The organism is Burkholderia sp. USMB20, assembly GCF_000949135.2.
Taxonomy (GTDB): domain Bacteria; phylum Pseudomonadota; class Gammaproteobacteria; order Burkholderiales; family Burkholderiaceae; genus Burkholderia.
On the sequence record NZ_JTAN02000003.1, the window covers coordinates 105230 to 122490 of the forward strand.

At 68.9% G+C, this 17261-nt stretch carries 14 protein-coding genes and 1 pseudogene; 9 read left to right on the forward strand and 6 right to left on the reverse strand.

What is annotated here, in order from left to right; translation table 11 throughout:
• Nucleotides 1–18: 18 nt before the first annotated feature.
• From PL79_RS04525 to PL79_RS04535, 3 genes are read right to left on the reverse strand one after another with little or no spacing between them, the layout of a single operon-like run.
• Nucleotides 19–1005: an alpha/beta fold hydrolase gene (locus PL79_RS04525; RefSeq protein ID WP_044848112.1), complete on the reverse strand. Its 987-nt coding sequence runs from the start codon at nt 1003–1005 to the stop codon at nt 19–21.
• A 7-nt stretch (nt 1006–1012) separates the two neighbouring features.
• The gene (locus tag PL79_RS04530; RefSeq protein ID WP_044848111.1) at nt 1013–2575 is read right to left on the reverse strand and encodes a flavin-containing monooxygenase; all 1563 of its coding nucleotides are present in this window, start codon (nt 2573–2575) and stop codon (nt 1013–1015) included.
• Nucleotides 2572–3474, reverse strand: a complete 903-nt coding sequence (locus PL79_RS04535) for an SDR family NAD(P)-dependent oxidoreductase (protein ID WP_044848110.1) — start codon at nt 3472–3474, stop codon at nt 2572–2574. Before PL79_RS04535 ends, PL79_RS04530 begins: the two co-directional genes overlap by 4 nt.
• Before the next feature lie 88 nt (nt 3475–3562).
• On the opposite strand from PL79_RS04535, the gene PL79_RS04540 reads away from it, so the two are divergent.
• Nucleotides 3563–4219, forward strand: a complete 657-nt coding sequence (locus PL79_RS04540) for a TetR/AcrR family transcriptional regulator (RefSeq protein ID WP_044848109.1) — start codon at nt 3563–3565, stop codon at nt 4217–4219.
• Nucleotides 4220–4391: 172 nt separating this feature from the next.
• Here PL79_RS04540 and PL79_RS04545 read toward each other — a convergent pair.
• A pseudogene (locus PL79_RS04545) lies at nt 4392–5344 on the reverse strand (LysR family transcriptional regulator).
• Nucleotides 5345–5470: 126 nt separating this feature from the next.
• Between PL79_RS04545 and PL79_RS04550 the strand changes: the two are divergent.
• The 6 genes from PL79_RS04550 to PL79_RS04580 all read left to right on the forward strand — a co-directional run bounded on the left by PL79_RS04550 (nt 5471) and on the right by PL79_RS04580 (nt 13288).
• The gene (locus PL79_RS04550; RefSeq protein ID WP_044848107.1) at nt 5471–6115 is read left to right on the forward strand and encodes a glutathione S-transferase family protein; all 645 of its coding nucleotides are present in this window, start codon (nt 5471–5473) and stop codon (nt 6113–6115) included.
• 32 nt (nt 6116–6147) lie between these two features.
• Entirely contained in the window at nt 6148–8196 is a 2049-nt protein-coding gene (locus tag PL79_RS04555) for a pyridoxamine 5'-phosphate oxidase family protein (RefSeq protein WP_044848106.1), read from the forward strand.
• 123 nt (nt 8197–8319) lie between these two features.
• Nucleotides 8320–8523 (forward strand): DUF2970 domain-containing protein, encoded by a 204-nt coding sequence (locus tag PL79_RS04560; RefSeq protein WP_021164122.1) that lies wholly within the window; start codon nt 8320–8322, stop codon nt 8521–8523.
• A gap of 617 nt (nt 8524–9140) precedes the next feature.
• On the forward strand, nt 9141–11372 hold the full coding sequence (locus PL79_RS04570; RefSeq protein ID WP_044848105.1) for a TonB-dependent siderophore receptor: 2232 nt from the start codon (nt 9141–9143) through the stop codon (nt 11370–11372).
• A gap of 59 nt (nt 11373–11431) precedes the next feature.
• Nucleotides 11432–12043, forward strand: coding sequence for a nicotinamide riboside transporter PnuC (pnuC, locus tag PL79_RS04575; RefSeq protein ID WP_044848104.1), 612 nt, complete (start codon nt 11432–11434; stop codon nt 12041–12043).
• A gap of 36 nt (nt 12044–12079) precedes the next feature.
• The gene (locus PL79_RS04580) at nt 12080–13288 is read left to right on the forward strand and encodes a phosphotransferase enzyme family protein (RefSeq protein ID WP_044848103.1); all 1209 of its coding nucleotides are present in this window, start codon (nt 12080–12082) and stop codon (nt 13286–13288) included.
• 163 nt (nt 13289–13451) lie between these two features.
• Here the strand turns inward: PL79_RS04580 and PL79_RS04585 are convergent, their stop codons facing one another.
• A complete protein-coding gene (locus PL79_RS04585) occupies nt 13452–13742 on the reverse strand; it encodes a DUF4148 domain-containing protein (RefSeq protein WP_044848102.1) in 291 nt (96 codons plus the stop codon).
• Between the two features lie 460 nt (nt 13743–14202).
• Here PL79_RS04585 and PL79_RS04595 point away from each other — a divergent pair, with 460 nt between their 5' ends.
• Nucleotides 14203–14631, forward strand: a complete 429-nt coding sequence (locus PL79_RS04595; RefSeq protein ID WP_044848101.1) for a VOC family protein — start codon at nt 14203–14205, stop codon at nt 14629–14631.
• A gap of 461 nt (nt 14632–15092) precedes the next feature.
• Here the strand turns inward: PL79_RS04595 and PL79_RS04600 are convergent, their stop codons facing one another.
• Nucleotides 15093–16388 carry an O-acetylhomoserine aminocarboxypropyltransferase/cysteine synthase family protein gene (locus PL79_RS04600; protein WP_044848100.1) on the reverse strand — a complete coding sequence of 432 codons (1296 nt, stop codon included), beginning with the start codon at nt 16386–16388 and terminating at the stop codon, nt 15093–15095.
• Nucleotides 16389–16521: 133 nt separating this feature from the next.
• Between PL79_RS04600 and PL79_RS04605 the strand changes: the two genes are divergently transcribed.
• Nucleotides 16522–17190 carry an O-methyltransferase gene (locus PL79_RS04605; protein WP_044848099.1) on the forward strand — a complete coding sequence of 223 codons (669 nt, stop codon included), beginning with the start codon at nt 16522–16524 and terminating at the stop codon, nt 17188–17190.
• Nucleotides 17191–17261 lie beyond the last annotated feature (71 nt).

The window sequence follows — 17261 nt, forward strand, 5'->3', positions numbered from 1 at the left end:
CGGCAGGCCCGCCGACGCTTAATGCTCGACGTGCGCGCCCTGCACCGGCGCCTCGACCGGCGCGGCGGCGACTTCGAGCAGCCAGTCCGCCGTTGCGTCGGGAATCGTGACCGGCAGCATGTGCCCGCCTTCGACGACCTTCAACCGCACGCGTGCCGACTTCTGCGCGAGCGCTTCGCCGTGCGTGCGCCAGTTCAGGATCGGATCGGCGCGGCCGTACAGCACGTCGACCGGCAGCGCGAGGTCCGCGTAGCGGCGCGCCATCGCGGGCAGGTCGACGGGCGCCGACAGCAGGTCGGTCGCCGTCGCGTAGAACACGTGCGGCCGCAGCCCGAGCAGCCCGCCGCCCTTCACCGGGAAGTCGCGCGGCACGGCTTCCGGCGCGAACACCTGATCGACTGCCTTGCGGCCGGTCAGGATCGTCAGCGGGATCGCGAACGTCCACGACACGAAGCGGCGCACCAGCGGCGACGGCAGCATCAGCGGCTTGAACGGTGCCGGCGGCTCGGTCTGCTCGTGCGACAGCGGCGCGATCAGCGCAAGCCGGCTCACGCGCTCCGGATGGTTGAGCCCGACCGCGAGCGCGATCGCGCCGCCGAGCGAATGGCCGACGAGCACGGGCCGGTCGAGCTTCAGCGCGTCGATGAACGCGGCGATCGTGCGGGCCTGCGCGAACACGTTCGCCTGCGAGCCGGCGCCGCGCAGCGAGCGGCCGGCGCCGGGCCGGTCGACGAGGATCACGCGATGGTGCTGCGCGAGTCGCGTGAGCGGCAGGTACGCGAAGTTGCGCATCTGCCCGGCGAGCCCGTGCACGAACACGAGCGGCGGCCCGCTGCCGTACTCGACGTAGTGGATGTGGTCGCCGCCGATGTCGACGAAGCGGCCTTCGGGCGGAAACGCGCGCGTCACGCGACGCGCGACGTAGCCGGAAAACAGCGCGAGCGCGGCGAGCATCGCGACGACGCCGAGCAGCACGTTCTGGATCAGGTGAAGCGTATGGCTCATGTCGGCCTCAACGAGTTTCGAATACGGGTTCGGCGACCGGCGCGGCGGCCGGGCCGGCTTTCGCGCGGCGTTCGAACTGCATGGCCGAATCGGCGAGCCCGCTGAACTTCAGCGACGCGAGATCGAGCACGTAGTTCTGGTGGAACTTCCACGGCTTGCGGTGCCCCTGCTTCGGCAGGATGCCGGCCGCGCGCTGGATGTAGCCCGAGCTCAGGTTCACCGCCGGCACGTCGCCGAGGTCACCGGCGCCGAGCCGCGGCACGCAGGTGTCGTAGCCGTTCGCGCGCATGTGGTTGAGCAGCCGGCACACGTAGCGCGCGATCAGCTCGGCCTTCAGCGTCCACGACGCGTTCGTGTAACCGAACGACGACGCGAGGTTCGGCACGTCGCTGTACATCATTCCTTTATAGGACACGGTCTGCGGCAAATCGACCGCGCGGCCGTCGACCGTGACGCGCGCGCCGCCGAGCAGCTTCACCTTCAGCCCGGTCGCGGTGACGATCACGTCCGCGTCGAGCTGCTGGCCGCTTTTCAGCTTCAGGCCGGTCGGCGTGAAGCGCTCGATCTCGTCGGTGACGATCGATGCGCGGCCCGCGCGGATCGACTTGAACAGGTCGCCGTTCGGCACGAGGCACACGCGCTGGTCCCACGGCATGTAGCGCGGCGTCAGGTGCTTCGCGACGTCGAAATCGGGGCCGAGCTGCCTGCCTGCCGCGCGGATGATGAACCGCTTCGTCCGCTCGGGCTTGCGGCGCGACACGTTGTACAGGTACATCGTCAGTAGTACGTTCTTCATGCGTACGAGCCGGTGCGCGAGCCGCGACGGCAGCACGCGGCGCAACGCGTTCGCGATCTTGTCGCGGGCGGGCAGCGACACGATGTAGGTCGGCGAGCGCTGCAGCATCGTCACGTGCTTCGCATCGGCCGCCATCGACGGCACCAGCGTGACGGCCGTCGCGCCGCTGCCGATCACGACGACGCGCCGGTTCGCGTACGACAGGTCCTTCGGCCATTGCTGCGGATGCACGATCCGGCCTTCGAACGATTCCATGCCGGCCCAGTCGGGCAGGTAGCCGCCGTCGTAGTCGTAATAGCCGCTGCACATGTAGAGGAAGCGGCACGTGTAGACCAGCGTGTCGAGCGCGCCGTCCCGCATGCGCTCGATGCGCACCGTCCAGCGTGCGCGGTTCGAATCCCAGTCGGCCGCGACCACTTTCTGGCCGTAGCGGATCGTCTTGTCGATGCCGTACGCGCGCGCGGTGTCGCGGATATAGTCGAGGATCGTCTGGCCGTCCGAGATCGCCTTGTCGCTGTGCCACGGGCGGAAGCTGTAGCCGAGCGTGAACATGTCGGAGTCCGAACGGACGCCGGGATAGCGGAACAGGTCCCAGGTGCCGCCGATCGCGTCGCGCGCCTCGACGATCGCGACGCTCGCATGCGGGCAGCGCTTTTTCAGGTGATAGGCGGCGCCGATGCCGGACAGGCCGGCACCGACGATCAGCACGTCGAGGTCGCGGGCGTCGCCCGAGGCGCAAGGCGCGTCGCGCCGGTCGGTCGTCGTCGAGGTCATGCGGGATCCTTGGTCGGTGTGGTCGGCCGTGCGGCGGGGGCACGGGTGCGCTCGAGATTGCGTGCGCGGGCGCGGCGCACGTGGCGCAGCACCAGCCGCTGGTAGCCGGCGCCGAGCAGGCGCGCGAGCTTGTCGAGGCGGCGCGCGTCGGCACCGACCAGCACGCGGCGCGCATTGCGCTCGACGCCGGCGAGAATCTGCCGCGCGGCGTCGTCGGCCGTCGTCGCGTTGATCAGGCGGTTCGCCTGGCGGCGGTGGGTCGCTTCGTCCTGGCCCGTGAGCGCGTGGATGCTGGTGTCGACGCGGCTCGCGTCGACGATGCTGGTCGCGACGCCGCCCGGATGCACGCAGGTCGCGCTGACCGGCGCGCCGTCGAGTTCGAGTTCCATCCGCAGCGCCTCGGTGAAGCCGCGCACCGCGAACTTGGTCGCGTTGTACGCGCTCTGCGTCGGCATCGCGACGAGCCCGAACAGGCTCGACGTGTTGATCACGTGCCCGTCGCCCGACGCGCGCAGGTGCGGCAGGAACGCCTGCGTGCCATGCACGACGCCCCAGAAGTTGATGCCGACGATCCATTCGAGATCGGCGATGCGCGCAGTCTCGGCGCTCGCGGCCAGCGACACGCCCGCGTTGTTGAAGACCAGGTTGACCTTGCCGTGTTCGGCGCGCACGAAATCGGCCCACTCGAACACCGCGTCGCGGTCGGCGACGTCGAGCCGCCGGGTGCTCGTGCGCACGCCGTGCTTCGCGCACGCGGCCGCGGTGGCGGCGAGCCCGACATCGTTGACATCGGCGAGCGCGACCTCGCAGCCGCGCCGCGCGAGCTCGACCGCGAGGCTGCGGCCCATGCCCGAACCGGCACCCGTGATCGCGGCGACCTTGCCGGAAAACCCCTTCATGCGTCGTTCCTCCCGTTCCGCTTGCGCTGCATCGGCGGCGTGCCTATTGTGGTGTTATTCGTCACCACTTTAGTTTTCGGGTGTCCTGATGTCAAATAGCGAAATGGAGAAAGCACTCGAAACGGAAAAACGGGGCCGGGCGTACGGCGGCGTGGCGCCCGAGGTGCGGGCCGCCGAGCGGCGCGATGCGTTGATCCGCGCGGCGACGCGCGTGTTCGGCACGGTCGGCTTCCGCAAGGCGACCGTGCGGTCGATCTGCCAGGAAGCGAAGCTCAACGACCGATATTTCTATGCGGCGTTCGACAGCACCGAGGATCTGCTGCGCTGCACCTACCTGCATCACGCGCAGCAGCTGCACGACGCGGTCGCACGCGCGGTGGCCGAGCGCGGCGGCGATCTGCGCGAAAGCGTCGACGCGGGGCTCGCCGCGTTCTTCGGCTTCCTGCGCGATCCGTGCGCGGCGCGCGTGCTGCTGCTCGAGGTGATGGGCGTGAGCGCCGATACCGACATGACGTACCAGCGGATGCTGCTCGACTTCGGCAAGCTGATCATGGCGCTCGGCGCGGCGCGCGAGGCCGCGACACCCGCCGAGCGCACCGAGCAGCGGCTCATCGGGCTCGCGCTGGTCGGCGCGATGACGAACGTCGGTGCGGCGTGGCTGCTCACCGGGTATCGCGACCCGGAGGCGCAGATGGTCGCGAGTTGCAGGAAGGTGCTGCTGGGGACGTTGCGGGAAGCGGGGTAGGCGGTCGGGCGTGTGTATGTCGCGCGCCGTCGCGCGAACGCCGTGCGTAGCTGCAAGGCATTCGCGCAGGAATACGAACTCGCGTTGTGTACGAACCCGAAGAGACTCGAAACGCGAAGCGGCCGCCAAAAGGCGACGCTACGTGAAGTTCATGTGACAGACGGTTGCCTTTTCAATCGTCGGCGCGTCGCACCCGTGTCGCGCGCGCACGCGGCACGGCGGCCGTTGCCGCGATCCTTGCTTTCATCGCGTCGATGACGCGCGCACCTTCGGCGACGGCAGCCGCGTCGACGGATACACCGCATGGATCCCGGCCCGCGCCGAGCGCCACGCGGGCAGCAGCCGCACGAGCCGGCCGGCCGCGACGTCCTCCGCGATCGAGAAATCCGTCAGGAGCCCGAAGCCTCCACCCGCGAGCGCGATCGCACGGCAGGCCGTCGCGGTGTTCGACACGACCGGCGCGACGCAACGCACCGACGCATGGCCGCCGCGCGCGTGGTCGAGTTCGACCGTATGCGGGCGCGACAGCGTCGACAGCATCACGAACGGCAGCGCGGCGAGCGCGTCCGGGTCGCGCGGCAGCCCGTGCCGCGCGACGAACGCGGGGCTCGCGACCAGCCATTTCTCGTACTCGCCGAGCTGCACCGCGCGATAGTTCGAATCCGCGAGGCGGCCGATGCGGATCGCGACGTCGAGATTGTCCGCGACGAGATCGGCGATGCGGTCGTTCGCGATCAGTTCGACGTCGAGCCGCGGATGCGCGTCGCGCAGCGCGACGACGGCCGGCGCGACGACCAGCGCGCCGTAGTCGATCGGCACGCTCACGCGCAGCGTGCCGCGCAGCGGCCCGGCGTCGGACGACACCGCGTCGAGCGCGCTTTCGGTCGCGCGCACGATGTCGCGGCACGCGTCGTAGAACGCGCGCCCCGCATCGGTCACGCTCAGCCGTCGCGTGGTGCGCACCAGCAGGTTCGCGCCGACTTCGGATTCGAGGCGCTGCATGTGCGTGCTGACGACCGTCTTCGCGAGGCCGAGCCGCTCGGCCGCGGCCGTCAGCGAGCCGGCGTCGACCACCGCGACGAAGATCGCCAGCCGGTTCAGGTTCACGTCGCGCAGATCGGCCATCGTCGATTGTCCTATGGAAGCGGATAATGTTTCAGCGATTATCCGTCTTCTGGCCGCGAACGGCGAGCGCTACGCTGGGGCCGTTCGTCGCCGATTCCCGGCGGCGCGAGATCCAGGAGCTTTCCCATGCCAGCCGCCAGCAAGCCCGCCCGTCCGGTTCGTGTCTATTCGTTCCCGCTGTCCGGGCACGCGCATCGCGTCCGGCTGTTCCTGTCGCTGCTCGGGCTGCCGTTCGAGACCGTCGACGTCGACCTCGCGGCCGGCGCGCAGCGCGAACCTGCGTTCCTCGCGCTCAATCCGCTCGGCCAGGTGCCGGTGATCGACGACGACGGCACCGTGCTCGCCGATTCGAACGCGATCCTCGTCTATCTCGCGAAGCGCTACGGCGACGCGCACTGGCTGCCCGACGATGCCGCCGGCGCGGCGACCGTGCAGCGCTGGCTGTCGTACGCGGCCGGGCCCATCGCAACGGGGCCGGCGGCCGCGCGGCTCGTCACCGTGTTCGGCGCGCCGCTCGATCATGACGCGGCCAAGCGCACGGCCGCGAAGGTGCTCGCCGTGATCGACCAGGAACTCGCCGGCAAGCCGTTCGCCGCGGGCGCGCAACCGACGATCGCCGACATCGCTGCCTACACGTACATCGCGCACGCGCCGGAAGGCGGCGTGTCGCTCGAACCGTATCCGCATGTGCGCGCGTGGCTCGCGCGCGTCGAGGCGCTGCCGGGCTTCGTCGCGATGCCGCCGACCCGCGCCGGCCTGCTCGCCGCCTGACGGCGAAGCCGCGATTTCACCGGGAGAACACGATGACCGCGCCGACTGCCGCCGTACCGGGCTGGGAACTGGATGTTGCGCCGTTTCATGCGGGCGAGCTGGCCATGCAGCAGCGCGCGGGCGTGACGCAGGCCGCGGACGCGGCCGGCCGGCGCGGCATCCGGCGCTTCATGCCGGACCAGCACCGCACGTTCTTCGCGCAGTTGCCGTTCTTCGTGCTCGGCGGCGTCGATCCGAACGGCCAGCCGTGGGCGACGCTGCGGGTCGGGATGCCCGGCTTCGTGACGACGCCGGACGCGCGCACGCTGCGCATCGACGGCGACGCGCTGCGCGGCGATCCGCTGGCCGGTGCATGGCAGCCCGGCGTGCCGCTCGGCGGGCTCGGGATCGAGTTCGACACGCGCCGGCGCAATCGCGTGAACGGCATCGTGCGCGCGGTCGACGGCGGCGCGCTGACGATCGCGGTCGAGCAGAGCTTCGGCAACTGTGCGAAGTACATTCAGGGCCGCACGCCGACGCTCGTGCCGCGCGAAGGCGATGTGTCCATCGCGGCCGACGTGTCGGGCCGGCTGAGCGACGCGGATCGCGCGTTGCTCGCGCAGGCCGATACGTTCTTCGTCGCGAGCGCGAACACGTCGGCCGGTGCGGGTGCCGCGCGGGGTGCGGATGTGTCGCATCGCGGCGGCATGCCCGGCTTCGTGCGCGTCGACGACGCGCACACGCTGACGACGCCGGATTTCAGCGGCAACCGCTTCTTCAATACGCTCGGCAACCTGCAGCACGATCCGCGCGCGGGGCTGCTGTTCGTCGATTTCGACAGCGGTGACCTGCTGTATGTCGCCGCGCACGCGGAGATCGTGTGGGACGGGCCGCTCGTCGCGTCGTTCGACGGCGCGCAGCGGGTCGTGCGGTTTCACGTGCGCGAAGTGCGGCGCACGCGGGGTGTGCTGCCGTTTCGGTGGTCGGCGGTTGAGCGGACGCCGCAGTTTGCGGGGGAGGTGGGGGCTGGTGTGCCGGCGGTATCCGCACCTGCATCTGCGTCTTCATCCCCCTCCAGCTGGCGCCCGCTGCGCATCGCGAAGATCGTCGACGAAGCGCGCGCGATCCGCTCGTTTCATTTCGAAGCGGCGGACGGCGACGCGTTGCCGGCCTACGAAGCCGGGCAGCATCTGACGCTGCGCGTCGCGCTGCCGGACGAAGCTTCGCCGACGATCCGCAGCTACACGCTGTCCGATGCACCCGGCGCATCGCATTACCGGATCACCGTGAAGCGCGAAGGACGCGTATCGGCCTGGCTGCACGACCACGCGCGTGCCGGCATGACGCTCGATGCGCAGATGCCGCGCGGCCGCTTCACGTTCGACGTCGCGAGCCCGCGTCCGGCGGTGCTGGTGTCGGCCGGCATCGGCATCACGCCGATGATCGCGATGCTGCGCCGCGCGCTGGCCGACGACGCACCGTCGCGCCGCGTGGTGTTCGTGCACGGCGCGCGCGATACGGCCGACCGGCCGTTTTCAGCGGAACTGACGCGCATCGCGGACGCGGACCCGCGCGTATCGCTGCACTGGTTCGACAGCCGGCCGCAGCGCGACGGCGCGGCACGACCGGGTCGCGTCGACATCACGCAACTGAAGCGCATCCTGCCGTTCGACGACTACGATTTCTACCTGTGCGGACCCGCCGCGTTCATGCGCGATATGTACGACGGATTGCGCGCGCTGAACGTGCCGGACGAGCGTATCCGCTTCGAGGCGTTCGGGCCGTCGAGCGTCGTGCGCAGCGCGACCCGCGCGGCCGGGGCGCCGCCGGCGGCAAGCGTGCCGGTCGTGTTCCGCCGCTCGGCACGCGACGCCGCATGGACGCCCGCCGACGGCACGCTGCTCGAATTCGCCGAAGGCCGGAGCGTCGCGGTGCCGTCCGAATGCCGGTCGGGGTCGTGCGGCACATGCGCGACGCGCGTGCTGTCCGGTGCGGTCGATTACGTGCAAGCGCCCGACGCGCCGGTCGAACCGGGCTGTGCGCTGCTGTGCGTCGCGCGGCCCGCGACGGGCACCACGGAGGCGCTCGTGCTCGACCGCTGACGGACCCTGCGACATGCCGCCGCAGACGGCCTGCTGCGCGAAAAGCACGCGCAACTGCTTCTTTTTTCGAATGCCGGTCGGATCAACGATAGCGTCAACCGATTCGATGAAAGGAGCACAACCATGAAACTGCTCGGCATGATCAAGCTGGTCCTGTGGAGTTTCTTCGGCGTACGCAACAGCAAGGCGCACGCGGCCGATCTCGCGAACGTCAACTATACGTTGCTGCCGTTCGTGGCGATTGTGCTCGCGCTGCTGGTCGGCGCGGTCATCTACGGCGTCGTGCATCTGGTTGTCGATCCGACCGCGACGATGCAGGGGTTCTGAACGTTGGGTGAACCGGCAGCGGGCCGTCATTCCCGCTCCGGTTTTCGCTCGTTTGACCGGCGCGTGACTGCACCGGTTGTCGAGGTCGCCGCGCACGATGCGCATCGCGATCGCATCGCCGCCGCTGTCGCACCATTCGAAGCGTATTTCCCCCATCCCGCCGTTCCCGTCTCCCGTTCGACCCGATTCACCGGCCTTCAGCCCCGCCCGGGGTAAAATGCGCGCCACGCCGCGATGTCGCGCGCGACGGGCATGCCGCCGTTCCGACGAACGGCGTACGCAACTGCCCGGCGCCCGCAACCGGGGCGTTCGAAGCGTCCCCCGCATGACAAGACCGCGCGATGCGGCCGGCCGCCCGACATGCTCGAGATCCAGGATCGACGGCTGCGTCGGTGCCCGGCGCGTCACCGTCATCCGATGTCCCATCCTGCGCTTTCCCGATCGATCGGCACGCATGCTGCCCGATCGTCAGATTCGTCTGATGAATGTCGTGTCGACGTTCGTGCCCGGCGTCCGCCGGACCGTCGCGGATTCTTGCATGAGGTCGCGCTTCGCAGCGGCGCAAAGCGTTTCGAAGGTTTCGACAGGGTCGAGTGGCGAGTTTTCCATCCAGAACAATGACGGTGAATAGAACAACAGCGTCGTCCGCACGGCGGCGGCGCGCGAAGGCCGGGCTTGGCGTCGGTCTCGGCATCACGCTTTTCGCGGCGCAGGCCGCCGTGGCGCAGGGCGACGCGCCGGCGCCCGACGCCGGTGCGGCCGGCAGCACGACGCTGCCGGCGATCACGGTGAGCGGCGAGCGCGGCAACACGCTGCGCGCACGCACGGCGTCGGTCACGGGGCTCGACGACGCGCCGCTGCGCGACACGCCGGCCTCGGTCAACGTCGTCACGCGGGCGCTGATCGACGACCAGCAGGCGAAGCGGCTGAGCGACGTCGTGCGCAACGATGCGTCGGTCGTCAACGACTACGCGCCGGTCGGCTACTTCGAAGGCTTCGCGATCCGCGGCTTTCCGGTCGATCTCGCGAGCGCGATCCGGATCGACGGGCTGACGGTGTCCGGCGAGCAGAACGTGCCGCTCGAGAACAAGGAGCGCGTCGAGATCCTGAAGGGGCTGGCGGGCATCGACAGCGGCGTGGTCGCGCCGGGCGGCGTGATCAACTTCGTGACGAAGCGCTCCGCGAACGTCGCGAGCGTGACGGGCGGCGTCGACAGCCGCGGCTCGACGTCGGCGGCCGTCGATCTCGGCCGCCGCTTCGGCCCCGACAATCAGTTCGGTTTCCGGATCAACGCCGCGAAGGAGAACATGCACTCCTATATCGATGGCACCAACGGACGGCGTACGTTCGGCTCGATCGCCGCCGACTGGGACATCAGCCCGCGCGCGAGCCTGCAGTTCAACGCGGAATTCCAGCAGTGGATCCAGCGTTCCGCGCCCGGCTACCAGCTGCTCGGCGGCACCGTCGTGCCGTCGGTCAAGACGACGTCGAAGGCGCTCGGCACGCAGCCGTGGGCGAAGCCGGTGACGACCGATGCGCTGAACCTGAACGCGCGCTTCGACTACCAGTTCAACGACGACTGGAAGGCCTACGTCGCCGCCGGCCGCAGCCGCACGATGATCGACGACAACAGCGCGTTCGCGTACGGCTGCTATTACGCGGCGAGCTGCGCGGCCGGCACGACGTCGCCGTTCTTCTTCGGCGCGAACGGCGACTACGACGTGTACGACTTCCGCAGCCCGGGCGAATACCGCCGCAACGACGACCTGCGCGCGGTCACGACCGGCAAGTTCGCGACAGGCCCGCTGCGGCACGAGCTGACGCTCGGCGTGAGCGTGCAGCGCCGCGTCGTGCACATGGCGAATGCCGTGTACGACTACGTGGGCAGCGAGAACATCTATGGGCCCGACGTCGCGTTCGCACCGTCGCCGAACACGGCCGGGCCGTCGTATCCGCAGCTCGACGCGTGGCAGTACGGCGTGTTCGGGCTCGACCGCATCAGCATCGGCGAGCACTGGCAGGTGCTCGCGGGCGGCAAGGAAGTGCTGCTGCGCCAGCGCAGCTGGAGCAGCCTCGACGGCGACGCGACGCACACCGACCGCTCGGTGTTCCTGCCGCAGGTCGCGCTCGTCTACAAGCCGGTGAACGTGCTGTCGCTGTACGCGTCGTACAGCAAGGCGCTGTCGCTCGGCGACCAGGCGCCGGTGCGCGCGACCAACGCGTATGCGTTCCTGCCGCCGGTCGAATCGCACCAGTTCGAGCTCGGCGCGAAATACGACTGGCTCGACCGGCTGAGCCTCACGGCCGCCGTGTTCTCGATCAGCAAGCCGTTCCAGTTCGCCGACCCCGATGCGTCGGGCACGAGCTATACGTTCGTGCAGCGCGGCACGCAGCGCCACCAGGGGATCGAGCTCGGCGCGGCCGGGCGCGTGACCGAGCGGCTCGGGCTGACGGCCAGCGTCGCGGCGATTCGCGCGCGCGCGTACGATTCGGGTTCGCCGGCGTACGAGGGGCACCAGATCATCAACGTGCCGGCGCTGCGCGCATCGCTGTATGCGGATTACGCGGTGCCGGGCGTCGCCGGCCTGAACATGCTCGGCGGCGTCGAGTACAGCGCGGCGCGCAACGCGAACGAGGAGGGCACCGCGCGCGTGCCGTCGTGGTTCGTGTTCAATCTCGGCGCGCGCTATACGACGAAGATCGCGGGCCATCGCACGGTGCTGCGCGTGTCGGTGGACAACCTGTTCAACAAGTTCTACTGGCGCGACGCGGGCGAGCAGCAGGGCGACGCGTACCTGTTCCCCGGCGCACCGCGCACCGCGCGCGTGTCGTTGACCTATGATTTCTGATCGTCCGGACCCGGCCGCGTGATGCGCGGCCCCGGCAGCCAACCAGGAGAGCACAGACGATGTCCCCACTCGAAATCGCCGGCGTGATCGTCAGCGCGCTCGCGATCTGGCTGACCGCGAAGCGGCGCATGCTGTGCTGGCCGGTCGGGCTCGCGTCGGTCGCGCTGTACGGCTGGATCTTCTTCGACGCGAAGCTGTATTCCGACATGCTGCTGCAGGGCGCGTTCGCGGTGCTGCAGGTGTACGGCTGGCGCCGCTGGATCGCGCAGCGTACGCTCGAGGCGGGCGGCGGCGCTGCGCCGCAAGGCGACGTCGCGCCCGTCACCGGCGTGCGGCCGCGGCAGATGCTGCCGGACCTGATCGCGGCCGTCGTCGGCAGCGCGCTGCTCGGCGGGATGATGGCGCGCTGGACCGATGCGGCGCTGCCGTTCGTCGATGCGTCGCTGACCGCGTTCAGCCTCGTCGCGCAATACTGGACCGCGCGGCGCTACATCGCGTCGTGGGGGCTGTGGATCGTCGTGAACGTCGTGTACGTCGGGATGTTCGTGTTCAAGGCACTGTATCTGACGGCCGGACTCTACGCGCTGTTCATCGCGCTCGCCGTCGTCGGCTGGCGCGACTGGAGCCGGACGGCGAATGCGCTGCGCGCGACGGCGAGCCCGGCGGGCTGATTCAAGGGCTGATTCAACTACGGAGCGACGTCGTTCATGTCATTTCCACTCGAGCCGGACGCGCCTGCATCGCGTGACGTCGCCGACATGCGGGACGTCGCGCCGCCGCAATTCGGCGTCGACGGCGAGCAGGCCGAACGCGACTGGCCGCTGATGACGCACGACGAAGTCGCGGGCGTGCTTGCGCGGATCGATGGCGTCGGCGCGCCGGCGCGGCTTACGTGGCACAGCCCGCGGCCGTTCTCCGCGGCGGTGCTGGTGCACACGACCGACGCGCGCGCGCTGTTCGTCAAGCGTCATCACGCGAGCCTGCGCGACGTCGCCGGGCTCGAGGAGGAGCATCGCTTCATCGCGCATCTGCGCGATCGCGGTGTGCCGGTCGCGGACGTGCTCGCCGGTCGCGACGGCGCGACCGCGTTCGCATCCGGCGACTGGACCTATGAAGTGCACGTGGTGGCGCCGGGGGTGGACGCGTATCGCGGCGTGATGTCGTGGCAGCCGTTCACGCATCCTTCGCATGCGTACGCGGCAGGCCGCGCGCTGGCCGAACTGCATCGCGCGTCGGCCGGCTACGATGCGCCGGCGCGGCCCGTGCGCACGCTGCTGTCGAGTTTCCGGGTGCTGTCGTCCGCCGATCTTCCCGGTGCGCTCGAACGCTGGGTCGATGCACAGCCGCTGCTGGTGCGCGCGCTTGGCACGCGCGACTGGCGCGGCGACGTCGCGGATGCGATCGGCCCGTACCACGCGCGCCTCGTGCCGCTGCTGCCCGCGCTGGCGCCGCTGTGGACGCACGGCGACTGGCATGCGTCGAATCTCCTGTGGACCGACGCCGCGCCCGGCGCGCAGGTGCGGACCGTGCTCGATTTCGGCCTGTCGGATCGCACGTGTGCCGTCATGGATCTCGCGCTCGCGATCGAACGCAACGCGATCGACTGGTTGGCGCCGGCCGATGCACGTCGCGTCGAGCATGAACAGATCGGCGCGCTGCTCGACGGCTACGAATCGCTCGAACCGCTGAGCGACGACGCGTATGCGGCGCTGGTCGCGATGCTGCCCATCGTGCATACCGAATTCGCGCTGTCGGAAGTCGCGTATTTCGGCTGCATCGTCAATGCACCGGAAATCGTCGATGTTGCGTATGACGGTTATCTGATCGGGCATGCGCGATGGTTCGGCGAACGCGACGGACGGCAGTTGCTCGACTGGCTGGTGCAACGCCGGCGTGCGAAGCGGGGCAGCTTGTAAAACTGCGTTGCGGACACTGTCGAGCCGGCAGTGTCGTCTGCCCGATCTTCACGCTCTGCGGTGCCGCGATCGTACCGCACGGCACGGCCGCACGTTCGCCGCGATCCGGCGGCGCGCGGCACGCTGCCGGCGATCGCCGGGCAGCACCCACGCCTGACTCGCATCAGCGGGTCGCGAGCCTGTCGTGATTGTCGGCCCGGGGCGACTTCTCGCCAGCATGCACCGACATCCCGTGAAGTTCCTTGTTGCGCGCGATGATCTCGCTGGTCGGCGGGTACTGCGTCTTGCTCGTCGGCACGACGCCGTCGTGCTGCGCCTGCTTGAGTTCGTCGATGACTTCCGCGCGGGTCTTGCCCTGCGTTTGAGTGTGCGCTTGCGCGAAGGCGGCTTGCGAGGCGACGCCGAGCGACAGCGTGGCGGTGACGAACAGGGCTGCGAGTCTTGCCGTTTTCATGGAGCTCTCCTTGATGAGGCCGCCGGGTGGCGATCCATGAGCCCAGTATGCGAAAGCCGCCGAGCGTGACCGTGATCGGCAGATGACAAATGCGTCAGATTGCGGGGCCGAGGGGCGTGACGTGCGGGCCCGGCCGACGTGATGCAATCGTCATGTTCGGGTCATGCATGCGATGAGCGGGAAGCGGAGCATGTCGCCTGCCGACGGCCGAAGCCGGAACCGTCGGATCGTCCGCGCCGAAGGCCGTGCGCGATGCGGTGCCCACCGGCCTGATGCCCGGCGAACAGATCGACCATGCGGGGCATCGATGCGGCAATCCGAACTTCTACGTGAACACGCATCCGTGCCTGTTCCCGAAGCGCAACGTCACGCCTCGATGCAGTCATATCCCCGCGCCACATGCGCGGCTGTCGACTATAGTTATGCACGAACAGCACCCATCCACGTCGAAGGCGGGCAAATGATCGATCACGTTTACATCTCAGTCACCGACATCGAGAAGTCGCTGCTCTTCTACTCCGAAGCCTTGAAGCCACTCGGCTGGAGCGTATTCGGCAACTACGACTCCGCGAATGGCCCGGCGAGCGTCCCCGATCTCTACGGCATCGGCGACGATGTGTACGGCAAGGGAGAGGGGGTTGGATCAAGCATCTGGCTACGCAAACGTCAGCCAGGCGAGACCGGGCTTTACCTGGGGATCGTCTGCGATACGAACGAACTCGTCGACGCTGCCTACGCAGCCGCAATCAACGCCGGCGGCATCGATGAGGGAAGACCGGCGGATCGTACCTACTTCGCCCCCGGCTACTACGCCGCCAACGTCGCCGACCTCGACGGCAACCGTCTCGAGTTCGTACACAAGGCGTGGAACCCCAAGCGACGCTCATAGCAATCCAATGGATGCACGGGGGTCGTCGCGGTTCGTATCGCTTTGAACGATCCCGCACCGGATAGATGGCTGCTTCGCGGACGTGCGGTTGGCCGAACCGGATCGGCAAGCCGCGTCCACGGAATTCCGCAAACAAGCAAAAAAAGACCCGGCACTCGCAGTGTCCGGGCCAACGCGTGATCGTGCCGTGCGACAGCGATACGCCTGCGTGGTTCGCAACGGGCATCACCCGTCACGCATTCGATGGTATGCGACGCGATCCATCGCGAACCTGATCGGAAGATGAAATTTTCGTCACGCGCGTATCGGTGCGCGATCGATATTCCGATCAGAAGCAATGGCGCAGCCCGAGATTGACGATCCCTCGCGTAGCCGTAGGCGCCGATGCGGGTGCTGCGCCCCCCGGCATCGACCGGGGATTGAACACCTTGAAGCGGGCGTGTCGGCACGCCCGCTTCGGCTCACAGCTGCGCGAGCGCCTGGTCGAGGTCGGCGAGCAGGTCGTCGATGTGCTCGATGCCGATCGACAGCCGTACCGTTTCCTCCTTCACGCCGGCCTTCGCGAGCTCGGCCGGCGACAGCTGGCGGTGCGTCGTCGAGGCCGGATGCGTCGCGAGCGACTTCGTGTCGCCGATGTTGACGAGCCGCGTGAACAGCTTCAGCGCATCCTGGAACTTGGCGCCGCCGTCGCGTCCGCCCTTCACGCCGAACGTCAGGATGCCGGGCGCGCGGCCCGACAGGTAGCGCGCGACGAGCGCATGATCCGGGTGATCGGGCAGCCCCGCGTAGTTCACCCATTCGACGTGTTCATGGCGCGCGAGATGCTGCGCGATCTTCAGCGCGTTGTCGCTGATGCGCTCGATGCGCAGCGCGAGCGTCTCGATGCCTTGCAGGATCTGGAACGCGTTGAACGGCGAGATCGCCGCGCCCATGTTGCGCAGCGGCACGACGCGCGCGCGGCCGATATATGCGGCCGGCCCGAACGCTTCGGTGTAGACGACACCGTGATAGCTGACGTCGGGCTCGTTGAGCCGCTTGAAGCGGTCCGCGTGCTGCGCCCACGGGAACTTGCCCGAATCGACGATCGCGCCGCCGAGGCTCGTGCCGTGGCCGCCGAGATACTTCGTCAGCGAGTGCACGACGATGTCCGCGCCGTGTTCGAACGGACGCAGCAGGTACGGCGACGGCACCGTGTTGTCGACGATCAGCGGGATACCGTGGCGATGCGCGACTTCCGCGAGCGCGGCGATGTCGGTCACGTTGCCGAGCGGATTGCCGACCGATTCCGCGAAGATCGCCTTCGTGCGCGCGTCGATCAGCGGCTCGAACGACGCGGGGTCGCGCGGATCGGCGAAGCGCGTCGTGATGCCGTATTGCGGCAGCGTATGCGCGAACAGGTTGTAGGTACCGCCGTACAGCGAACTGGCGGACACGATGTTGTCGCCGGCTTCCGCGATCGTCTGGATCGCGTACGTGACGGCCGCCTGGCCCGACGCCAGCGCCAGCGCGCCGATGCCGCCCTCGAGCGCGGCGATCCGCTGTTCGAGCACGTCGGTCGTCGGGTTCATGATCCGCGTGTAGATGTTGCCCTGGACCTTCAGGTCGAACAGGTCTGCGCCGTGCTGCGTGTCGTCGAATGCGTACGCAACGGTCTGGTAGATCGGCACCGCGACCGCGCGCGTGGTCGGGTCGGGTCGATAGCCGCCGTGCACGGCGATGGTTTCGAGGCGCCAGTTCGAAGAGGCCTGATCGGTCATGAGTGCTCCATCTGTTGTTGTCGTGGTCGAGCGATTATAGGAGCAGGTGTGCTGCCGTCCTTAGAACGAATGGTTTGTTGCTTATGGGGCCGCCGCGCATAGAATGCGTTTTTCCTCGGATGAAGGGTGCGCGATGGACCAGGATCAGTGGAACAAGGTGGATGCGTATTTCTCCGCGACGCTCGTGCCGACCGACGACGCGCTCGACGCCGCGCTCGCGGCGAGCGACGCGGCCGGGCTGCCCGCGATCAACGTCGCGCCGAACCAGGGCAAGCTGCTGCAGCTGCTCGCGACGATTCGCGGCGCACGGCGCATCCTCGAAGTCGGCACGCTCGGCGGCTACAGCACGATCTGGCTCGCGCGCGCGTTGCCGCCGGACGGCCGGCTCGTGACGCTCGAACTGAACCCCGATCACGCGAAGGTCGCGACGCGGAACATCGCGCGCGCCGGGTTCGCGGATGTCGTGTCGGTGGTGGTCGGCAGCGCGAAGGACAGTCTCGCGCGGCTCGTCGATGCGGGCGAGGCGCCGTTCGACTTCATCTTCATCGACGCGGACAAGGACAACAACGCCGCTTATCTGGACGCCGCGCTGAAACTGTCGCGGCCCGGCACGGTGATCGTCGTCGACAACGTCGTGCGGGGCGGGCGCGTGGCCGATCCGGACAACCGTGAGCCGGACGTCGTCGGCGTGCGCGACGGGTTCGCGCGGATCGTCGCCGAGCCGAACCTCACGACGACCGCCTTGCAGACGGTCGGGCTGAAGGGCTGGGACGGGTTTTCGATCTCGATCGTCGGCGCGTGACTTGAAGGTGGCGCATCACCGCGGTCGTCGGCCGCACCGGACGTGCGACACGGTCGCGGCCACGGATCTTT